Origin of the sequence: Paraburkholderia sp. BL17N1 (genome assembly GCF_003634175.1) — a bacterium.
Classification (GTDB): Bacteria; Pseudomonadota; Gammaproteobacteria; order Burkholderiales; family Burkholderiaceae; genus Paraburkholderia.
On the sequence record NZ_RBIW01000001.1, the window covers coordinates 3,622,001 to 3,639,257 of the forward strand.

General features: G+C 62.1%; 19 protein-coding genes, 1 pseudogene and 1 riboswitch. Of the genes and pseudogenes, 8 read left to right on the forward strand and 12 right to left on the reverse strand.

Annotation, left to right across the window (positions count from 1 at the left end; genetic code table 11):
• Positions 1 to 47: 47 nt before the first annotated feature.
• Positions 48 to 1,910: a dihydroxy-acid dehydratase gene (ilvD, locus tag B0G82_RS16315; RefSeq protein ID WP_121307956.1), complete on the reverse strand. Its 1,863-nt coding sequence runs from the start codon at positions 1,908 to 1,910 to the stop codon at positions 48 to 50.
• Between the two features lie 268 nt (positions 1,911 to 2,178).
• Positions 2,179 to 3,183: a DUF1571 domain-containing protein gene (locus B0G82_RS16320; protein WP_158608149.1), complete on the reverse strand. Its 1,005-nt coding sequence runs from the start codon at positions 3,181 to 3,183 to the stop codon at positions 2,179 to 2,181.
• A gap of 241 nt (positions 3,184 to 3,424) precedes the next feature.
• Between B0G82_RS16320 and B0G82_RS16325 the strand changes: the two genes are divergently transcribed.
• The gene (locus tag B0G82_RS16325) at positions 3,425 to 4,162 is read left to right on the forward strand and encodes a hypothetical protein (protein ID WP_121307958.1); all 738 of its coding nucleotides are present in this window, start codon (positions 3,425 to 3,427) and stop codon (positions 4,160 to 4,162) included.
• Between the two features lie 181 nt (positions 4,163 to 4,343).
• Positions 4,344 to 4,530: riboswitch (yybP-ykoY riboswitch) on the forward strand.
• A gap of 5 nt (positions 4,531 to 4,535) precedes the next feature.
• Positions 4,536 to 5,126: a TMEM165/GDT1 family protein gene (locus B0G82_RS16330; RefSeq protein ID WP_106281264.1), complete on the forward strand. Its 591-nt coding sequence runs from the start codon at positions 4,536 to 4,538 to the stop codon at positions 5,124 to 5,126.
• 185 nt (positions 5,127 to 5,311) lie between these two features.
• Here B0G82_RS16330 and B0G82_RS16335 read toward each other — a convergent pair whose 3' ends face one another.
• The 5 genes and pseudogenes from B0G82_RS16335 to B0G82_RS16355 form a co-directional block, all read right to left on the reverse strand.
• Entirely contained in the window at positions 5,312 to 5,785 is a 474-nt protein-coding gene (locus B0G82_RS16335) for a low affinity iron permease family protein (RefSeq protein ID WP_116141406.1), read from the reverse strand.
• Positions 5,786 to 6,090: 305 nt separating this feature from the next.
• On the reverse strand, positions 6,091 to 6,495 hold the full coding sequence (locus B0G82_RS16340; RefSeq protein WP_121307959.1) for a GFA family protein: 405 nt from the start codon (positions 6,493 to 6,495) through the stop codon (positions 6,091 to 6,093).
• Positions 6,496 to 6,672: 177 nt separating this feature from the next.
• Positions 6,673 to 7,092, reverse strand: a complete 420-nt coding sequence (locus B0G82_RS16345; protein WP_116141408.1) for a DUF1810 domain-containing protein — start codon at positions 7,090 to 7,092, stop codon at positions 6,673 to 6,675.
• Positions 7,093 to 7,221: 129 nt separating this feature from the next.
• A pseudogene (locus B0G82_RS40300) lies at positions 7,222 to 7,332 on the reverse strand (ABC transporter substrate-binding protein); the annotation flags it as partial.
• Between the two features lie 33 nt (positions 7,333 to 7,365).
• Positions 7,366 to 8,301 carry a LysR family transcriptional regulator gene (locus tag B0G82_RS16355; RefSeq protein WP_116141411.1) on the reverse strand — a complete coding sequence of 312 codons (936 nt, stop codon included), beginning with the start codon at positions 8,299 to 8,301 and terminating at the stop codon, positions 7,366 to 7,368.
• A gap of 116 nt (positions 8,302 to 8,417) precedes the next feature.
• Here B0G82_RS16355 and B0G82_RS16360 point away from each other — a divergent pair, with 116 nt between their 5' ends.
• Positions 8,418 to 9,275, forward strand: a complete 858-nt coding sequence (locus B0G82_RS16360) for an oxidoreductase (protein ID WP_116141413.1) — start codon at positions 8,418 to 8,420, stop codon at positions 9,273 to 9,275.
• A gap of 19 nt (positions 9,276 to 9,294) precedes the next feature.
• Here the strand turns inward: B0G82_RS16360 and B0G82_RS16365 are convergent, their stop codons facing one another.
• On the reverse strand, positions 9,295 to 10,179 hold the full coding sequence (locus tag B0G82_RS16365) for a LysR family transcriptional regulator (RefSeq protein ID WP_199730136.1): 885 nt from the start codon (positions 10,177 to 10,179) through the stop codon (positions 9,295 to 9,297).
• 78 nt (positions 10,180 to 10,257) lie between these two features.
• Between B0G82_RS16365 and B0G82_RS16370 the strand changes: the two genes are divergently transcribed.
• Positions 10,258 to 11,559 carry an aspartate aminotransferase family protein gene (locus tag B0G82_RS16370; RefSeq protein WP_121307961.1) on the forward strand — a complete coding sequence of 434 codons (1,302 nt, stop codon included), beginning with the start codon at positions 10,258 to 10,260 and terminating at the stop codon, positions 11,557 to 11,559.
• A gap of 188 nt (positions 11,560 to 11,747) precedes the next feature.
• Here B0G82_RS16370 and B0G82_RS16375 read toward each other — a convergent pair whose 3' ends face one another.
• From B0G82_RS16375 to B0G82_RS16390, 4 genes are all read right to left on the reverse strand, one after another.
• Entirely contained in the window at positions 11,748 to 12,218 is a 471-nt protein-coding gene (locus tag B0G82_RS16375; RefSeq protein WP_121307962.1) for a universal stress protein, read from the reverse strand.
• 217 nt (positions 12,219 to 12,435) lie between these two features.
• Positions 12,436 to 12,645, reverse strand: a complete 210-nt coding sequence (locus tag B0G82_RS16380; RefSeq protein WP_116117001.1) for a hypothetical protein — start codon at positions 12,643 to 12,645, stop codon at positions 12,436 to 12,438.
• Between the two features lie 62 nt (positions 12,646 to 12,707).
• Positions 12,708 to 13,001, reverse strand: a complete 294-nt coding sequence (locus B0G82_RS16385) for a GYD domain-containing protein (protein WP_106281284.1) — start codon at positions 12,999 to 13,001, stop codon at positions 12,708 to 12,710.
• Between the two features lie 210 nt (positions 13,002 to 13,211).
• Positions 13,212 to 13,814: a septal ring lytic transglycosylase RlpA family protein gene (locus B0G82_RS16390; protein ID WP_241974595.1), complete on the reverse strand. Its 603-nt coding sequence runs from the start codon at positions 13,812 to 13,814 to the stop codon at positions 13,212 to 13,214.
• A gap of 281 nt (positions 13,815 to 14,095) precedes the next feature.
• Between B0G82_RS16390 and B0G82_RS16395 the strand changes: the two genes are divergently transcribed.
• From B0G82_RS16395 to B0G82_RS16410, 4 genes are all read left to right on the forward strand, one after another.
• Positions 14,096 to 15,058 (forward strand): AraC family transcriptional regulator, encoded by a 963-nt coding sequence (locus B0G82_RS16395; RefSeq protein ID WP_121307963.1) that lies wholly within the window; start codon positions 14,096 to 14,098, stop codon positions 15,056 to 15,058.
• A 285-nt stretch (positions 15,059 to 15,343) separates the two neighbouring features.
• Positions 15,344 to 15,886 carry a peroxidase-related enzyme gene (locus B0G82_RS16400; protein WP_121307964.1) on the forward strand — a complete coding sequence of 181 codons (543 nt, stop codon included), beginning with the start codon at positions 15,344 to 15,346 and terminating at the stop codon, positions 15,884 to 15,886.
• A 40-nt stretch (positions 15,887 to 15,926) separates the two neighbouring features.
• Positions 15,927 to 16,760: an isocitrate lyase/phosphoenolpyruvate mutase family protein gene (locus tag B0G82_RS16405; protein ID WP_121307965.1), complete on the forward strand. Its 834-nt coding sequence runs from the start codon at positions 15,927 to 15,929 to the stop codon at positions 16,758 to 16,760.
• A gap of 40 nt (positions 16,761 to 16,800) precedes the next feature.
• A complete protein-coding gene (locus B0G82_RS16410; protein ID WP_121307966.1) occupies positions 16,801 to 17,220 on the forward strand; it encodes a RidA family protein in 420 nt (139 codons plus the stop codon).
• The last annotated feature ends 37 nt before the right edge of the window (positions 17,221 to 17,257 follow it).

Consider the following 17,257-nt stretch of genomic DNA (forward strand, 5'->3'; position numbering starts at 1 on the left):
CGTTCCGGCTCCGGCCGCCCGACATCGAGCGCCAGAGCCGTTCCTCATCAAAAGCGCTTGAGTTGCGAGAGATCCCGCACCGCGCCACGGTCGGCCGAGGTCGCCAGCGCGGCGTAAGCCTGCAACGCTTGCGACACCACGCGTTCACGATTTGCCGGCTGCCAAGCCTTATCGCCGCGTGCCTCCATGGCTTCGCGACGGCGCGCCAGTTCCGCATCCGACACCACCAGGTGCATCTTGCGGTTGGGAATGTCGATCTCGATCACATCGCCCTCTTCCACCAGGCCGATCGTGCCGCCTTCGGCCGCTTCCGGCGACGCATGCCCGATCACCAGCCCCGACGAACCACCGGAGAAGCGACCGTCGGTAAACAGCGCGCAGCTCTTGCCCAATCCCTTGGACTTCAGATACGACGTGGGGTAAAGCATTTCCTGCATGCCGGGGCCGCCCTTGGGGCCTTCGTAGCGGATCACGACCACGTCGCCCGCCACCACCTTGTCGCCCAGAATGGCTTCGACGGCGTCGTCCTGACTCTCGAAGACGCGCGCGCACCCGGAGAAAATCCACTGCGATTCGTCGACGCCGGCGGTCTTGACGATACAGCCCTTCTCCGCGAGGTTGCCGTACAGCACGGCGAGGCCGCCGTCTTTCGAGTACGCGCTCTGCTTGCTGCGGATGCAGCCCGTATTGCGGTCGGTATCCAGCGCGGCATACGTGGCTTCCTGGCTGAACGCAACCGTCGTCGGAATACCGCCCGGCGCCGCGCGGAAGAACTTCTGCGCTTCCTCGCCCGCGCCACCGGCGACGTCCCAGTTGGCGATGGCGTTGCCCAGCGTGCCGCTGTGCACGTTGCCGCACGACAGATCGAGCAGTTCCGCGCGGGCCAGTTCGCCGAGAATGCCGGGAATGCCGCCGGCACGATGCACGTCTTCGATATGGAACTTGTCGGTGGCAGGCGCCACTTTGCACAGGCACGGCACCTTACGCGAGATGCGATCGATGTCGGACATCGTGAAATCGACGCCACCTTCCTGCGCGGCGGCCAGCAGATGCAGCACGGTATTGGTCGAACCGCCCATGGCGACGTCGAGCGCCATGGCGTTCTCGAAGGCCTGCTTGCTGGCGATGCTGCGCGGCAGGACCGAGGCGTCGTCTTCCTGATAATAGCGGCGGCACAGGTCGACCACGAGCCGGCCGGCCTGCTCGAACAGACCCTTGCGCCACGCGTGCGTGGCGACGATCGTGCCGTTGCCGGGCAGCGCCAGACCGATCGCTTCGGTCAGGCAGTTCATCGAGTTCGCGGTGAACATGCCCGAGCACGAACCGCACGTCGGGCAGGCGCTGCGCTCGATTTCCGCCACTTCGGCGTCGCTCACGCGGGAGTCGCCTGCCTTGATCATCGCGTCGATCAGGTCGATCTTGGCGATCACCTGGCCGTCCGTCGGCGATTTGACCTTGCCCGCTTCCATCGGACCGCCGGAGACGAACACGACGGGGATGTTCAGGCGCATGGCGGCCATCAGCATGCCCGGGGTAATCTTGTCGCAATTGGAAATGCAGACCATGGCGTCGGCGCAGTGCGCGTTGACCATGTACTCCACCGAGTCGGCGATCAGTTCGCGCGAAGGCAGCGAGTACAGCATGCCGCCGTGACCCATGGCGATGCCGTCGTCGACGGCGATGGTGTTGAATTCCTTGGCGACGCCGCCGGCCGCTTCGATTTCCTTCGCGACCAATGCACCCAGGTCGCGCAGATGCACGTGGCCCGGCACGAACTGCGTAAACGAGTTCACCACAGCGATAATCGGCTTGCCGAAATCACCGTCCTTCATTCCGGTGGCACGCCACAGGGCGCGCGCGCCGGCCATGTTGCGGCCATGGGTCGAAGTTTTCGATCGATAGTCAGGCATCTGTGTCCTCAGTACTGGGGTCGTCAAATTGGAATTGTGCCCAGACTTGCCGCTGCGCCGTTCGCGGGCAGCGACGCCACCGCGTTTGCGCGCAGGCGGCCGCCGGCGTTGACGCGTGCGCGTGGCTGGGAAGGTACGAATAGTGCGAGAGGATGGGTAAGACGTCCAATATATTTTTCCGGCGCAATTAGGTCGGAAAAGATATTACTGGAAGATAGGTCGGGATCAGGACGCGGCGGTCTTGTGAACGCTTCCGGCAACGCTAGCGTCAGCGGAAACCGTATTCGGGGTTACGTCGGTCGAAATCCGCTTCGCTCCAGTGGCGCGGCACGACGTTTTCGAAGCGGATCAACTCCAGCAGGCCGCCCTGCCCGTCCCACGCAGCTTCGCCGCAGGGCCACGTGTGCTGGAGATCGAATAGCAGCCGCACCCGTGGTGCGTAATGCGCGGGCGGTCCCGACGGAGCCGTCCATGTCCACGCCAGCAACCGCGTGCCGTGCGCGTTCATGAGTTCGATGCGGCTCGGCTTTTCGCTGAGCCCCTCTTCACGAAAACTGCGCGCATCGTGCTCGACGGTGCGGGCGATGAACTGCAAGCCCAGATCCCGCACGCTATGGCGGGACTGCGCGTGCGCGAATGGACCGTCGACGGCGACTTTGCCCGACACGATATGCAGCCGGCCGCCGAGATGGCCGACGATGCTGTCGGGGTCCGTGGTTTCGTCGTAGACGATCTCCTGTCCCGCGTGGGCGCCGCCGGGCAGCCATTTTGCGTAGACTTTTCGCGGGCTGTCCTGATATCGGATCACCATGTGATCGGGTTGCTCCGGCCATCTTCCTGAGACGCGCTCCTGCCGGAACATGCTGTATTCGTAGGCGTCGTCGGGAATCATGGTCTTCGCGTACTCGACGAAGGCGTCCGGCTTCATCGCGTCCATCAAGGCAAGGATCTGATCGTCGGTCAAACTCAGTATCGAGTGGTTTTCGATCCGCGTGCGCAACGACGCCGCCTGTTCGCGAGCCGGAAGACAGCGGAACTCGTCGATGTCCGCATCCAAGGTATGCGACGCGCCGGCATCCGCACATCCCGCCAATGTGGCGGACGAAGCCGGCGCCGCCGGGCTGGCCGGTTGCGCAAACGCGCCCGTCGAGACAGCCAGGCAGGTCGATGCGAGTACGTACAGCAACAGCCGCGCGATTGCGGGGCATCTTGCAGCAGGCAGAATGCGCCCGCCTACCGGATGATCGGAAATGCCAGATCCGCAAAACGTCATGGTTCGATCCGTGCTGATTGACCGGCGTTTGAAGGGTTGCCCGAGCATGTTGCATGCGTCGATCGCCACCGGCCGCCCCGCCCTGATGCCGGACTCGAATGACCCGGCGTCGATAACCTGAATAAACGGCTCGCGGCGCCGCGCTATTCCAATCGTGTGACCTAAAGGGTTGCGCGAAAGATGGAATAGGTGGCGGCGTCGGATCGTTTAGACAGCATGTCCGAATCAACGGCAGACATCAATGAACATTCGACAGCAGCAATTCGTTCGGCCTATCGGCGCAGCGCTGCTGACGGCATCCGTCGCGTGGCTCGCGGGCTGCGGAGGCGGAGGTGGTGGAAGCGGCACCTCGATGGTTTCGATCGGCGGCACGGCGGCAACGGGCAAGGCGCTGGCGAACGCGACGATCAAGATCGACTGCGCGCGAGGCTCGATGTCGGTTGCGGCGGATGCGAACGGCAACTTTCACGCGACGCTCGGCGCCGTGATGCCATGCATGATCGCCGCGACTTCAGGCGTGACGATGCTGCATTCCGTTGCGTTCGCCGGCGGCACGTACAACGTCACGCCGGAGACGGATCTGCTGGTGTCGTATCTGGCGGCGCAACTCGGCACGAATGAAAGCGGGCTGACAGCCGGTTTCCCGGTGAACTCACAGTTCCAACAGGTGCTGGCGAATCAGACCGACGTCCTGACTGCGCAGGCCGCGGTCGTCCAGAGTCTCCAGCAGACGTACGGTGTGACGCTATCCGCGCCCAGTTTCCTGACCACCGCCTTCACTGCCGGTCAACCCGGCGAGGACAGCGATCTCGAAGCACTCCTCGCGCGCGGCGTCATCGACGCGAATGGCGAACCGGACACCGCCGCCGTCGCATTGATGACGTCCGCGGGGGCGGCACATCCGTTAATGACAGCACCGAATAGCGGCACGGGCGGAGCCGGAGTCGGCGGCCTCGGAAGCATGGGCGGCATGATGTGAGATGCCGCTCGGCCGGGTAGTCATGCTCAAGTCTCCGTTTAGCGCGCTGGCCTGACGCGAATTCAGACTTTACGAGTCCGCCGATCTCGACGAAGCGCGCAAGCGCATCTCCCGTGTGATTTTCATGCAGGAATTCGGAAAGTTGACGATTTGCCTTACTCGACCGAGACACTGTAGAATCGCCCCTCTCATTGGGGAGTAGCCGCCTCGACCGCAATGCTCGAGGGTGCCCGTCAACATACTTGGTGGTCGACAGACCGCCATGGCGCGCACAGCACTATGCCTGGCAAGACCGGTGACTCGCATTCCGACCTGACCGGGTCGCCGGAATGCGTGTCATCGCGTACTGACTGCGCGGCCCGGCCCACAACCTATGCAATCGTTCCTCGTTTCGACCAGCGTGGTCGGTCTAGCCGAAATCGGCGACAAGACGCAACTGTTGTCTCTGGTGCTGGCCGCCAGATATCGCAAGCCCATTCCGATCATTCTCGGCGTCTTTGTCGCAACCCTCATCAATCATGCCGCGTCCGGCGCATTGGGCGCATGGCTTGCCAGTGTTCTGAGTCCCTCGATCCTGAACTGGGCAGTCGTCGCATCGTTTGCCGTCATGGCCGTCTGGATTCTGATTCCCGACAAACTCGACGGTGCCGAGGCGGTGTCGACCACGCATCCGATGGGCGTGTTCAGCACCACGGCGCTAACGTTCTTTCTCGCTGAAATGGGTGACAAGACGCAGGTTGTCACGATCGCTCTGGCCGCTCGATTTCACGAATTCTTCGGGGTGGTCGCCGGCACCACGCTGGGCATGATGCTGGCCAACGTGCCTGTCATCTACCTGGGCCACAAGTTTGCTGACCGCCTGCCGACCAAAGCGGTCCACATTCTGGCGGCCATCATCTTCGTTGTCCTGGGCGGCTTTGCTCTCAGGACGGCGCTGTATCCGCATGAGCACCCGCTGTTCTAGTTCGAAGGTTGGTTGATACGCGTGCGGCGCGCGTGCGGCAAAGCGCGAAGGAGGCATCGCCGAAGTATCTCGGCGTGGCGTTTGCCTTCGAAAAAAGCGGCGCCGCACCTTTCCGCTTTCGAACTTGTTAAAGGCAAGCGTGCCTGTATCGGGCGATGGGTAGACAGTCAGTGCGCGGGTCGCACTCAGCGGCCCTTGTTCTGAGCATCGCCAGCGGATTGGGTCGACAAACGCAGGTAAGCTGCCGCAAGTCTTCGGATTTCTTCCTCGGACGCGTCCTCGATACCGATCAGATTGTTGTTCGCTGCCCGATGCGAGGAAAGCAGTTCATTCAGCTTCAGATGCAATGCGATGCTGTCCTTGTTCTGACTCTGCTGAATCAGAAACACCATCAGAAAGGTGATGATGGTGGTGCCGGTGTTGATGACCAGTTGCCATCCATCCGAGTAGTGGAAGATGGGCCCGGTCACGACCCAGGCGACGACAGTCAGCACGGCAAGGCAGAACGCCGCGGGTGAGCCGGCCCATCGCGTGACGAGGCTTGCAAAGCGGTCGAACACGCGCGTCAAAGGGTGACGGCTCGCATAGGCGGGGCTCGACGTGTCTGGAACGGTGTCGAGTTCGTCAGTGGACGAAGGCGCGCCAGGTTGTGTAGTCATGAGCGGCTCCAGAAGGTTGGCGTGTCTTCTCTCTTCGCAAACTTCATGCCGCTTTTGGTTGAATCGTTTTGCGACGATAGAGACGCCCGCTGGCATCAATCGGTCGATTTCATCTGCATCCGTGCGGATTGCGAATCGGCAACCGACCTTGTAGTTCTTACCCGGCGACAGCAACTCGCAAATGCCCATAACGGCGGGATTACCTGACGGCTGATCAAAGCGAGCACATAGAGTCGGACCTGCCGACGACCGTAGCGTCCACGCCGCAAAACCATCACTCTGCCCTTATCGACCTCGTGCGAGCGTCATGCTCTGCCTTCGCGATATTCGGCACGCACCCCGGCGGGCAGCCATGGCTCTTTGTGGCAACACCAAAGCTCGTAGCTCGGCTCATACAGGCCCACACGGTCAAAGGCTCCAAGCGGAAGATCCAGCTCGTCGCTGTCGTTGCTTTCCATGAAAGCGACTGACCCGCATGTCGGGCAAAAATGCCTTCGCGCCCCGGGCGAACTTTGCCACGCCTGCGTAGGACCAGACAACTCCACAGCGCTTCGGTCAAACATGGCATAACCGCCAAACACGTTGCCATGTATTCGCCGACATGTCATGCAGTGACATATCGACACTCGCCGGGGGCGCGCGGTGACGCGAAACCGCACCGCGCCGCATGCACATCCGCCGGTTTGTTCGACTGATTCACTCTGCGTCATGACTACGCCCTCCTTCGGAGTCCGAGTGCCGCGCGCCATCCCTTACTTGTCGCTCTTCTCTTCTTTGGAATCTTCGCGCCCGATGCGCGCACCTGGTTCGGACGTGCGGCTGAACGTTTTTTAATCGAGCAAACGGTATGCCGGTCGCCGCTAGACCCGCCGCCTGGCAACCGCCTGCTAGACGCGCTCCAACGTTAGCGGATCGCGTTGGCCGTGGAAATACTTCCTGAGTGCTTCAGCAAAAGGTTCTTTGTCGAGCGCGGCACGGTCGAACAGCGTCATCGACGAGTGAAACTTCAGGTAATCCGGATACCCGAAAATGTCCTCTATCGAGCGGTCTTCGACAAGGTTGACGTACTGCGTCGTTTGCCTGAGGCGTTCACCCAGTACTGGATGGCGCAAGTAAGCATCGGCCTCGGCCAACGACGAAATCGCGAACCTTTGCGCCGTCGCACTCGTTCCAAGCCCCTGGATCTGCGGAAATACAAACCACATCCAATGGCTTCGCTTGCGCCCGTCGCGCAGTTCGGCACAGACCTGTGCATAGAGCGGATCCTGTGCGTCGATAAAGCGCTGAAGCTTGAAAGGGTCGTCCATTTCGCTCTCCTTTCACACTGAGTAGAACCCACGTTTCAATGTCGACGTCGTCAGGCTGCTACCCGATTGAAACGCCCGCCACCGCCGCGCGTGGTGGCCGCATTCACTAGCCACAAACATCGAAGTCAAATACTTCTTCGCGATCCTGTCGTCCGTGCCGTCCGCGCGCGTGTCGGCGATCGCCTTGTCGATTTTATCCTTCGGACCGGTGTCCCCGTCGCGCAAACCGATTTCGGCGCCCCTGATCGCTCACGTCGACACCGAAGCGCACGGTCAGCGGAGCGCGTGCAGTTCGGACGGCTCGAAATAGAAATTCGTGTTGCCCGCAAGGCGCGCGACCATGAAGTCGATAAATGTCCTCACTCGCAACGGTTGTTCGGTCCGATGGCGATAGTAGATATAGACCGCCTCGCGCTGCGTGACGTGTTGGACCAGCAACGGAACCAGTTGGCCGCTTCTGATCGACGTGGTGGCCGAAAAGCTGCCGAGCTGACCAATGGCGGCTCCAGCGATCACGGCAGCCGTTTCGGCGTCGGTGTCGTTGACGCACAAAGTCGTTGCCATGTCGCGATAAACGATTTCATCCCCGATCAGGAATTCCCACGGCGCCTGCTTGCCTGTATTCGCGCGCCGGTATCCCGTGCAGCGGTGACCGTCGAGTTCGTCGATCGTGCGCGGCGCGCCATGACGCTCGATATAAGCGGGTGATGCGCAGACGATCAACTGGATCGGCAGAAGCCGGCGCGCGATGCTGCCTCCGGATGGCGGAGACCCGCCACGAAAGCCCACATCGGCACGTTCGCCGATGAGGTCGGTGAAGCGGTCGTCGAATTGCACATCGAGCTGGACGTTCGGATGCAGTTCGGCGAATTCCAGAAAGTAAGGCCACAGCACTACGTGCCCCATTGCCCTTGGCGCGCTCACGCGCAGCGGCCCCGCAATCTCGGCTTTCGAGCGGCGCGCGTCATCGAGTGCGGACGACAGGACCGCCAGCGCGGGCGTCACCGTGTCGAACAGGCCTTGCCCCTCCTCGGTGAGACTCAGCTTGCGCGTGGTCCGATGAAAGAGCCGCACGCCGAGCTCCTTCTCCAGTTGCATCACAGCGTGACTCGCGGCCTGCGGGGAGATGCCCTGGTCCACGGCCGCCTTGCGCAGGCTGCCGAGCGTCGCCGCCCGGGTGAATATGGTGATCGCGCGAACTTCGTTCACTGGAGACCCCATTCGCAATTAAAAGTTGATTATCAGTCTAGCAATCTACACCTAGTTCGTGCGAATCGATGCTCCTATGATCCGTTCACACCCACCCCGAACGCAGGAGAAACATCATGGTCGAGCTTACGAAAAACAGCTTCAAGCGTGTCTGGTTCATCACGGGCGCGTCGCGTGGCTTGGGCGCGCTGATCGCCGAAGCGGCACTGGCTGACGGCAATGCGGTGGTTGCCGCCGGCCGCAATGTCGCGGCGATCGTCGAGCGTCTCGGCGGCTCGCCGGCGCTGCTGCCCGTGGCGCTGGACGTCACGGACCAGGCGCAGGCGAAAGCCGCGGTTCAAACCGCGCTCGACACATTCGGCCGCATCGACGTTCTGATCAACAACGCGGGATTCGGCCTGCTCGGCGCGATCGAGGAGTCCACCGATGCGGACGTGCGCCGCATGTACGACACCAACGTGTTCGGGCTGTTGAACGTCACGCGTGCCGTGCTGCCGGTGATGCGCTCGCAGCGCGCCGGCCACGTCATCAATATGTCGTCGGTCGGCGGCTATCGGTCCGCCGCGGGATTCGGTGCGTACTGTTCGACGAAGTTCGCGGTCGAAGGCCTGACCGAAGCGCTGTACGCCGAATTGAAACCGCTCGGCATTCACGCGACAGTCGTCGAACCGGGTTACTTCCGGACTGACTTTCTCGATGCGTCATCGCTCGTCGTCGCGCGCGAGGTCATTGCGGACTACGACGCGACATCGGGCCATGTGCGCCGCCTCGCGGCCGACATGAATCACAACCAGCCGGGCAATCCCGCGAAGCTCGCCGCGGCGATGCTCGAACTGGTCGATGCGCAAACGCCGCCACTGCGTCTGCCGCTCGGCACGGACACACTGAAGGCCATCGCTGAGAAGAATGCTTATGTCGAGCAGGAAACCGAAGCCTGGAAGGCGCTGGCGGCATCGACTGATTTCAGCGCTTGATGCCTGAAGATCAGCTCGATCACAGCAGCGGCAGCGTCAGCCGGATGTGCTCCGCGAATGCCGTGACTAGATGGGCCGGACGCTTGCGCTCGAACTTCAGCGTAATGCCTACAGTGGGCAACGGCGGCAGCGCGGGGTCGCCATTGAGTATGGAGAGATCCGGAGCGACGGCAGTCTGCGTGATGACGGCGACGGCCTGCCCGGAGCGCACCAGCGCCGTGAGCCCGGCAAGACTGCTGCTCGCATACGCGATGCGGTACGCCCGGCCCGCGCGTTGCAGCGCTTCGCAGGCCGCCACATGGTCGAGCGTGTCCGGATCGGAAAGCGCCAGCGGCAACGGGTCGAAGCCCGCGCAATCCAGTCCCGGATAGCCGACCCAGACGAGCGGCACACGGCGAATGATGTCGTCGCTCTGGGCGCCTTCAGGCAACGAGATCATGGCAAGGTCCAGCGCACGCATCTGCAGTTGCTCGAGCAAGCGCGGCGTCGGTGCGCAAATCACCTCGACCAGTGCATGCGGATGCCGGCTCGAAAACTGACGCAGCAAATGCGGCAGGAAAACGGCGGCGTAGTCGTCCGGGCAACCGAAGCGGATCGTGCCCGACAGCCCCTTGCCGGACAGATCGGCCATCGCCTCGTCATGCAGCCGCAGAATGCGTTGGGCGTGGATCAGCAGGCGTTCGCCGGGATTCGTCAGCACGACGCCACGACCCGTGCGCTGGAACAACGGCTGATCGACGATTTCTTCGAGGCGCTTCATCTGCTGACTCAGCGCCGACTGGGTCCGGCCGATCCGGTTCGCCGCGCGACTGAGCGACCGAACTTCGGCGACGACGGTAAAAGACCGCAGCAGATCGATTTCGAGTGAAAGGCTCAAGGTATTAGACCCGCTTCTATCTTCGATAAGAACTATTCGATTCTATGAGACCAGAGCGCCATCTAGACTGCAAGTTATTCCGGCTAGCCCGTCAAGGAGAAGCAAGTGTCGCGAAACAATGATGCAGATTTCTGGCGCAACGCCAAACAGCACCTGATCCGCTATGGCGGCACCTTCGAGCCGATGATCATCGAGCGCGCCCAGGGCAGTTTCGTCTACGACGCGGACGGCCGCGCGATTCTGGATTTCACCTCCGGCCAGATGAGCGCGGTGTTGGGGCACAGCCATCCGGAAATCGTCTCGGTCATCAACGAATACGCGGGCAAGCTCGACCATCTCTTCAGTGGCATGCTGTCGCGACCGGTGGTGGACCTCGCGACTCGCCTCGCCGACATGACCCCTGACGGACTCGACCGCGCGCTGTTGCTCAGTACGGGCGCGGAATCGAACGAGGCTGCCATTCGCATGGCGAAGCTGGTCACGGGCAAATATGAAATCGTCGGGTTCGCGCAGTCATGGCACGGCATGACGGGAGCAGCGGCATCCGCCACGTATAGCGCCGGTCGCAAGGGCGTCGGTCCGGCCGCTGTCGGCTCCTTCGCGATCCCCGCACCGTTCCTGTACCGGCCACGTTTCGAGCGCCATGGCGATTACGATTACCTGGCGGAACTGGACTATGCGTTCGATCTGATCGATCGTCAGTCCAGTGGCAATCTGGCTGCCTTCATCGCCGAGCCGATCCTCAGTTCCGGCGGGATCATCGAACTGCCGGAAGGCTACATGGCTGCGCTCAAGCGCAAGTGTGAAGAGCGCGGCATGCTGCTGATCCTCGATGAAGCGCAAACGGGCGTCGGCCGCACGGGCACGATGTTCGCCTGTCAGCGCGATGGCGTCACGCCTGACATTCTCACGCTATCGAAGACACTGGGCGCCGGTCTGCCGCTCGCGGCCGTCGTGACATCCGCGCAGATCGAGGAGCGCGCCCACGAATTGGGTTACCTGTTCTATACGACCCACGTATCCGATCCTCTTCCTGCGGCCGTCGGTTTGCGGGTGCTGGAGGTGGTCGAGCGCGAGGGGCTGGTTGCGCGTGCGAATCTGATGGGCGCGCGACTCAAACGCGGCCTGCTGGATCTGATGGAACGCTTCGACTGCATCGGCGACATTCGCGGCCGGGGACTGCTGCTGGGAATGGAAATCGTCAAGGACCGCCGCACGAAGGAGCCGGCCGATGGGCTGGGCGCGAAGATCACGCGTGAGTGCATGAACCTGGGGCTTAGCATGAACATCGTGCAGTTGCCCGGCATGGGCGGCGTGTTCCGGATCGCCCCGCCGTTGACCGTTCACGAGGATGAGATCGACCTCGGCCTGGACCTGCTCGGGCGGGCGATCGAGCGTTCGGTATAGTCCAGCGTCTTCTGGATCCGGTCGGATCCGGGCTCGAGGTCGCGGGCACTTCGCAGTGGCTGTGGTCAGCTAGACCGCCGCTTCCCGATAGTTGCTGAACTTCGACATCTGCCCGATCCCTGGATTGAAGCAGCCGCAATTCACTCGCACCCTTCCGAGCCGACGCTCACACGCATCCGCCAATCTGGCTATCGCGGCGGATGCGCACCCTCCGGCGCCGGCTGCCGCACGACGAGAACCGGGATCGAACTGTGCGTCAGGACCTTCTGGGTTTCGCTGCCGAGCAAAAACGCCCTCATCCCGCTTCGACCGTGCGACGCCATGACAATGAGATCGCAGTTCTGTTGCGTTGCGACGCTGATAATCGCTTCGTAGGGATGGGCGCGACCTTCAGAAACCGTATTACACACCACGCCGACCTGCGCGGCCGCTTTTTTCACAACGCTGAGATAATCCTCCGCGCGCTGTCGCGCGGTCTGAATGATGCGATCCTCGTTGTCGGCAATCATCTCCGTGCCATACGCGAGGACATGAAACTCCGGAATGACGTGGAGGCCCGTGACCGTGGCTCCGTTTTCCGCGGCGAGCGTTACCGTCATCTGAATGGCGGCCTCGGAAAGCGGCGAGCCGTCGGTCGGCACCAGCAGATGCTTGAACATATGTTTCTCCCCCGCGACCCGGTCCAGCTCGCGTCGAAATCCTGCCCGGCGCCTCTGCCACCTGAACCCGGCGAACCTGAATCAGAGGCGCCTTCTTAAGTATAGTCACCTCGCTCGCAGGCACTGCGTATCGCCCAAAATGAATCTGGCCGTCACGTCATGAAGGTTCAATGCTCAGTCCGAACATCGGAATCCATGTGACTTCCCGCCCGCCTCGTTAGCGGTCTTCCGTCAGCCCTTTCAGATGGGCTTCGCCGGCATCCTGCGCGGCAGCGCGCATGGCGAACGTGTCGTCGGACACCATCGACCGTTTGACCTTTTGCGCTGCGAAGTCGACGAGCGTAATCACCCAGACAAACTCGCCGCCCTGCTCGGCTGTTTGAACGAACGCGCGCACGTCTTCGCTGTCGTTTGCTTTTGTGCTCATTGTGATCTCCTGAGAAAGGGTCGCGGAAAGAGAACGGCTCACGGGTCGTATGACTGACTGTCTTACGGAAGCTTGCCGATAATCGCGCTGCATTCGTCCTTCGTGAAAGCGCGCAGTGTTTGTGTGCGGACATTGCCTGCCGATCCCAGCGCGTAGCCGAATGCCGCGAAGCTTTGCTCATCCGGTGCGTCGATGACCGTGACGATGTCGTATTTGCCCACCGTCCAGTAGATCTCCTTCATTTCACAGCCGAAGGTCCTGGCCAACTCCGCCGCCTGACCGGCACGCTGCGGACTGTTTTTGATGTTGCGTATGCCCTGATCGGTGAATTGCGCAAGAACCACATAGGTCGCCATGACGATTCTCCTTACCAATATCTCAATGCCTCGAATTACGTTGTCTACGCGCAAGCTCGACCGCGAACGCGGCTGCGATCGTGTTGCCCGAAGGCGTTCTGCGCGTAACCTGATTCTATGCAATGGAATCGCACGCCACTGTCTGTTTGACTCGAAAGGCGCGTGGCGCGGCAGACTCGTCCGTTCTCGCCTCGGCTATGAGCCGTCCATTCAGCGCAAGGAATGACCGGCCTGCGCGTCGACTGGCGCTCCGCCGCGCTGAGCGTCCTGCATACCTGCGCCCGGCTTCACCGTACCGTCGGCCTGCGGAACTTCCACCGGCTTGACCTCGACGGGGACGACGCCGTCTTTTTTCAGCCCTAGCTTATCCGCGGTCTTGGGTGAGAGGTCGACGATCCGATCCCCGACATAGGGGCCGCGGTCCCGAATCTCGACCACCTCGCTATTGCCGTTTTTCAGATTCGTAACCCGCGCCTTGGTGCCGAGCGGTAGCGTCTTGCTCGCGGCGGCATTGGATTGCGGATTCATCGGCGTACCGTCGGCCATTTGTTTTTTGTAAAACTCCCGGCCGTAGTACGAGGCTTCGCCCTTGCGCGACTTGCCGGAGCGATCGAGATGGCGTGGCGCTGTCGACGAGCTTGCCGGGCGGGTATCGGTGGATGCCGGCGGTTGCGCCGGTTGCGCCGTGCAGAGGAAGCACCACAAAACCACAAACAGAAGCGTCTGAAGCGTGAATCGTCGAGGGCGCGGCAAACGAACGTGAACGTCATCGCCGGGGGGCCGGCGCGCGGTTGTATGAAGTTTGTTTTCCAATTTCCACTCCTTTCCGGCTTGTCGATGTAGCGGGAAAATTGTCCAACGAGCGATACGTAAATTGCCGGTGTATCCGGGCTGCCACATGCAAGCGTCTCGCGCCAGGTCGCGGGCGTGCGCATATTCCGGTCCGAAGTTAGTACGTCAACTGCACGGACCCTGTCGCGACTCCAGGCGCGACCGCGCCGCCTTCGGCACACAATTGCGTCCAACGGAAACCTGCGACAATCGTCGTCCACGCAAAAACATCTGTTGATTGCCCTACTTCCCGCGGATGCCTTATGCCTGTTTCGCAAGCAATTTCGCCGCCACGTCTATCACCCGACAATCTGAACGAGTTGATCACCCTGCTCGACATTGAGGTACTCGGGCTCTCGGAGTGCGTCGTTAGCCAGGGCTTCATGCTGGAACTGGATGGCCACGACGCGCCCGGCATCCACTACATCCTGTCGGGCGAAGGGCGGCTGCACATCGCCGACGCCGGAACCGTGCCGCTCATACCTCATACGCTGCTGATCGTGCCGCCGGGTCACTCACTGAAGCTCGAGGTACCGACAAAACAGGCGGGTATCGCACCGACCGTCGTGCCGGGGCGCGAGTACAAACAGGTCGTCGATTCGATCAGCCGTTTCCGCGCCGGCAATGTCGAACCGATGACCGTCATGATCTGCGGCTATTTCAAGGCGTCCTTCGGCGCGTCGATCAATCTGTTCGCGACCCTCTCGACGCCGATCGTGGAGCAGTTCGAAGCGTCCGACCGGCTCGACGTCTATCTGCGCACGGCGTTCGACGAACTCGTCGCGCAGGAGATCGGCGCCGGCGCGATGTCGGGCGCGCTGCTCAAGCAGGTAATCGTCGCGCTCGTGCGTCGGTCGCTGAAATCCAGTGCGCTCTGGATGGAGCGATTCGCGCTGCTCGGCGATCCGCAAATCGCCCGGGCCTTCGCCGACATGGTGGCCCGCCCGGGCGCGCCGCACACCGTCGCCAGTCTCGCCGAAGCGGCGATTCTCAGCCGCTCGGCGTTCATGGCGCGCTTTTCCGCGGCGCTAGGCCAATCGCCGATGCAGGTGCTGCGCGACATCCGCATGCGCCAGGCGGCCGCGCAGTTGCGTGCCGGCGACCTGTCGCTGGATCAGGTGGCGCGCCATGCGGGTTATGCGAGCCGCGGCGCGTTCGCGCGCGCGTTTCGCGAGGTGTTCGATACCGGCCCCACGGAATACCGCGACGGAGCCGCCAACGGCTGATCGCCGGGACTTGCCGCAGCGTCTGCGGACCTTGCGCACCAGACTCGCACGCTCTTGCGCCGTGACCGGCGCCTTGCACCGGCATATCGGCGCCGATACAAGGCGCCGGTTTCGTCATCAAAGCTATCCACGCCGGCACCTGCATTCACGGACTTTTGCGTCTGTTCTCAGGATTTTTCGTTCGAGCTGCACGCCTAGAATTTTCATCAATGCAGCCGGGAACGCACACCGATATTCCGATGCAGACGCACCTTCGTCCCGATTAGCAGAAACAGGAGCACGACCATGACCCGTATCGCCCTCCCCGCCACCGACGCTCTTCCGGCCGCTTCGCAACCGGTCATCGAAGCAATGACGAAGCAACTGAAGATGACGCCCAACCTCTTTCGCATCATGGCGCTGAGTCCCAATGCGCTAAACGGTTGGGCTAACCTGCAAGGCGCGCTTGCGAAGACGCTCGATGCGAAACTGCGCGACGGCATTGCCCTCGCCGTGTCCCAGGTCAACGGCTGCCAGTACTGTCTGTCGGCGCATAGCTACGTTGCGAGCAACATGGCTCATATCGGCGACGACGAGATTCGCCTGAATCGGCTCGGCAAATCGAATACGCCGAAAACCGCCGCGGCTGTCGCGTTCGCGAAGACGCTGATGGAAACACGCGGCAAGGTCACCGAAGACGATCTGCACGCCATGCGTGAAGCCGGCTTCAGCGATGCGAACGTTGTCGAAATCATCGCGCTCGCCGCGCAATTCATGCTGACGAACTTCGTCAACAACGTCTTCGATACCGAGGTCGATTTTCCGGTCGTCGAAACCGAAGTCGCGTAACGACAGCGCGCTGCCACGTCCTCAGACAAGGAGATCGATCATGTCCCGCGTCCATGCAACGACGGCTGAAAAACGCGCGGCGTTTCGCGCGTTGCACCAGGACGGATGCTTCGTGTTGCCAAATCCGTGGGACGTCGGCAGCGCGCGTTATCTGGCGTCGGTAGGCTTCAAGGCGATTGCCACGACCAGTTCAGGCTTCGCATGGTCGGCTGGCCGGCCGGACAACGGCGTATCGCGCACCGCGATTCTCGCGCACCTTCGCGAGATGGTCGGGGCGACAGATCTGCCGGTCAACGCCGACTTCGAAAACGGCTTCGGCGACAATCCCGCCGAGGTGGCCCATAGCGTGCGGATGGCGGTCGATACCGGCATCGCCGGACTGTCGATCGAAGACTCGACAGGCGATCCGAAGTCGCCGCTGTTTCCGCTCGAAGTCGCGGTGGAACGCCTCGCTGCGGCAAGACGCGCGATCGACGAAACAGGCGGTGATACGCTGCTCGTCGGACGTGCTGAGAATTTCTTTGTCGGCCTGCCCGATCTCGAAGACGTGGTGGCGCGCTTGCGAGCCTATGCGCAAGCCGGCGCCGACTGTCTGTACGCGCCGGGTATCCAGACACGCGAGCAGATCGAAGCGGTGCTCGCCGCGGTCAGCCCGAAACCCGTCAACCTGTTGATCGGCGGACCCTCGGCGTCAACGCTCGATGAACTGGCGAGGCTCGGCGTGCGCCGCGTGAGCGTGGGCGGCGCATTGGCGCGCGCGGCATGGGGCGGGCTGGTGACCAGCGTTCAATCGCTGGCGGACGGGCGCTTCGATCGCTTGCCGAAGGAGCCGTCAGGCGCGTGGTTGAACAGTATGTTTCAGGACGCTGTTTAGCGTCTCTTCATCGAATCACCCTTTCTGCATGGAGTGAACCATGAGCCGTGAAATCATTCGTGTCGAACCGCTTTCGAGTTGGCTCGAACGCTGGAACGCACCGACTTCCGCCGTCACCCGGCACGGCGATACCCTCTACGTTTCCGGTTTTCCACCGTTCGATCCTCACACCGGCGAAGTGATGGACGCGCCGATCGAACTGCAGACCGAACGCGTATTGGAACAACTGAAACTCTGCGTGGAGACGGCGGGTTCATCGCTCGATCAGGTGCTCAAATGCAACGTGTATTGCACGTCGGTTGAGGCGTTTCCGGCCGTCAATGCGATCTATGCGCGGTTCTTCGGCGCGAACCCGCCCGCGAGGATTTTCGTCAATGTGCCGGCGTGGCCCGGGCGCTTCGACATCGAGATCGATTGTGTCGCGGCAATCGATAGCAACCGCACCTCAGTGTCCGGATGATGCCCGTCGCAGGCTCGCTAGTCGCCGTTCGCCGGCA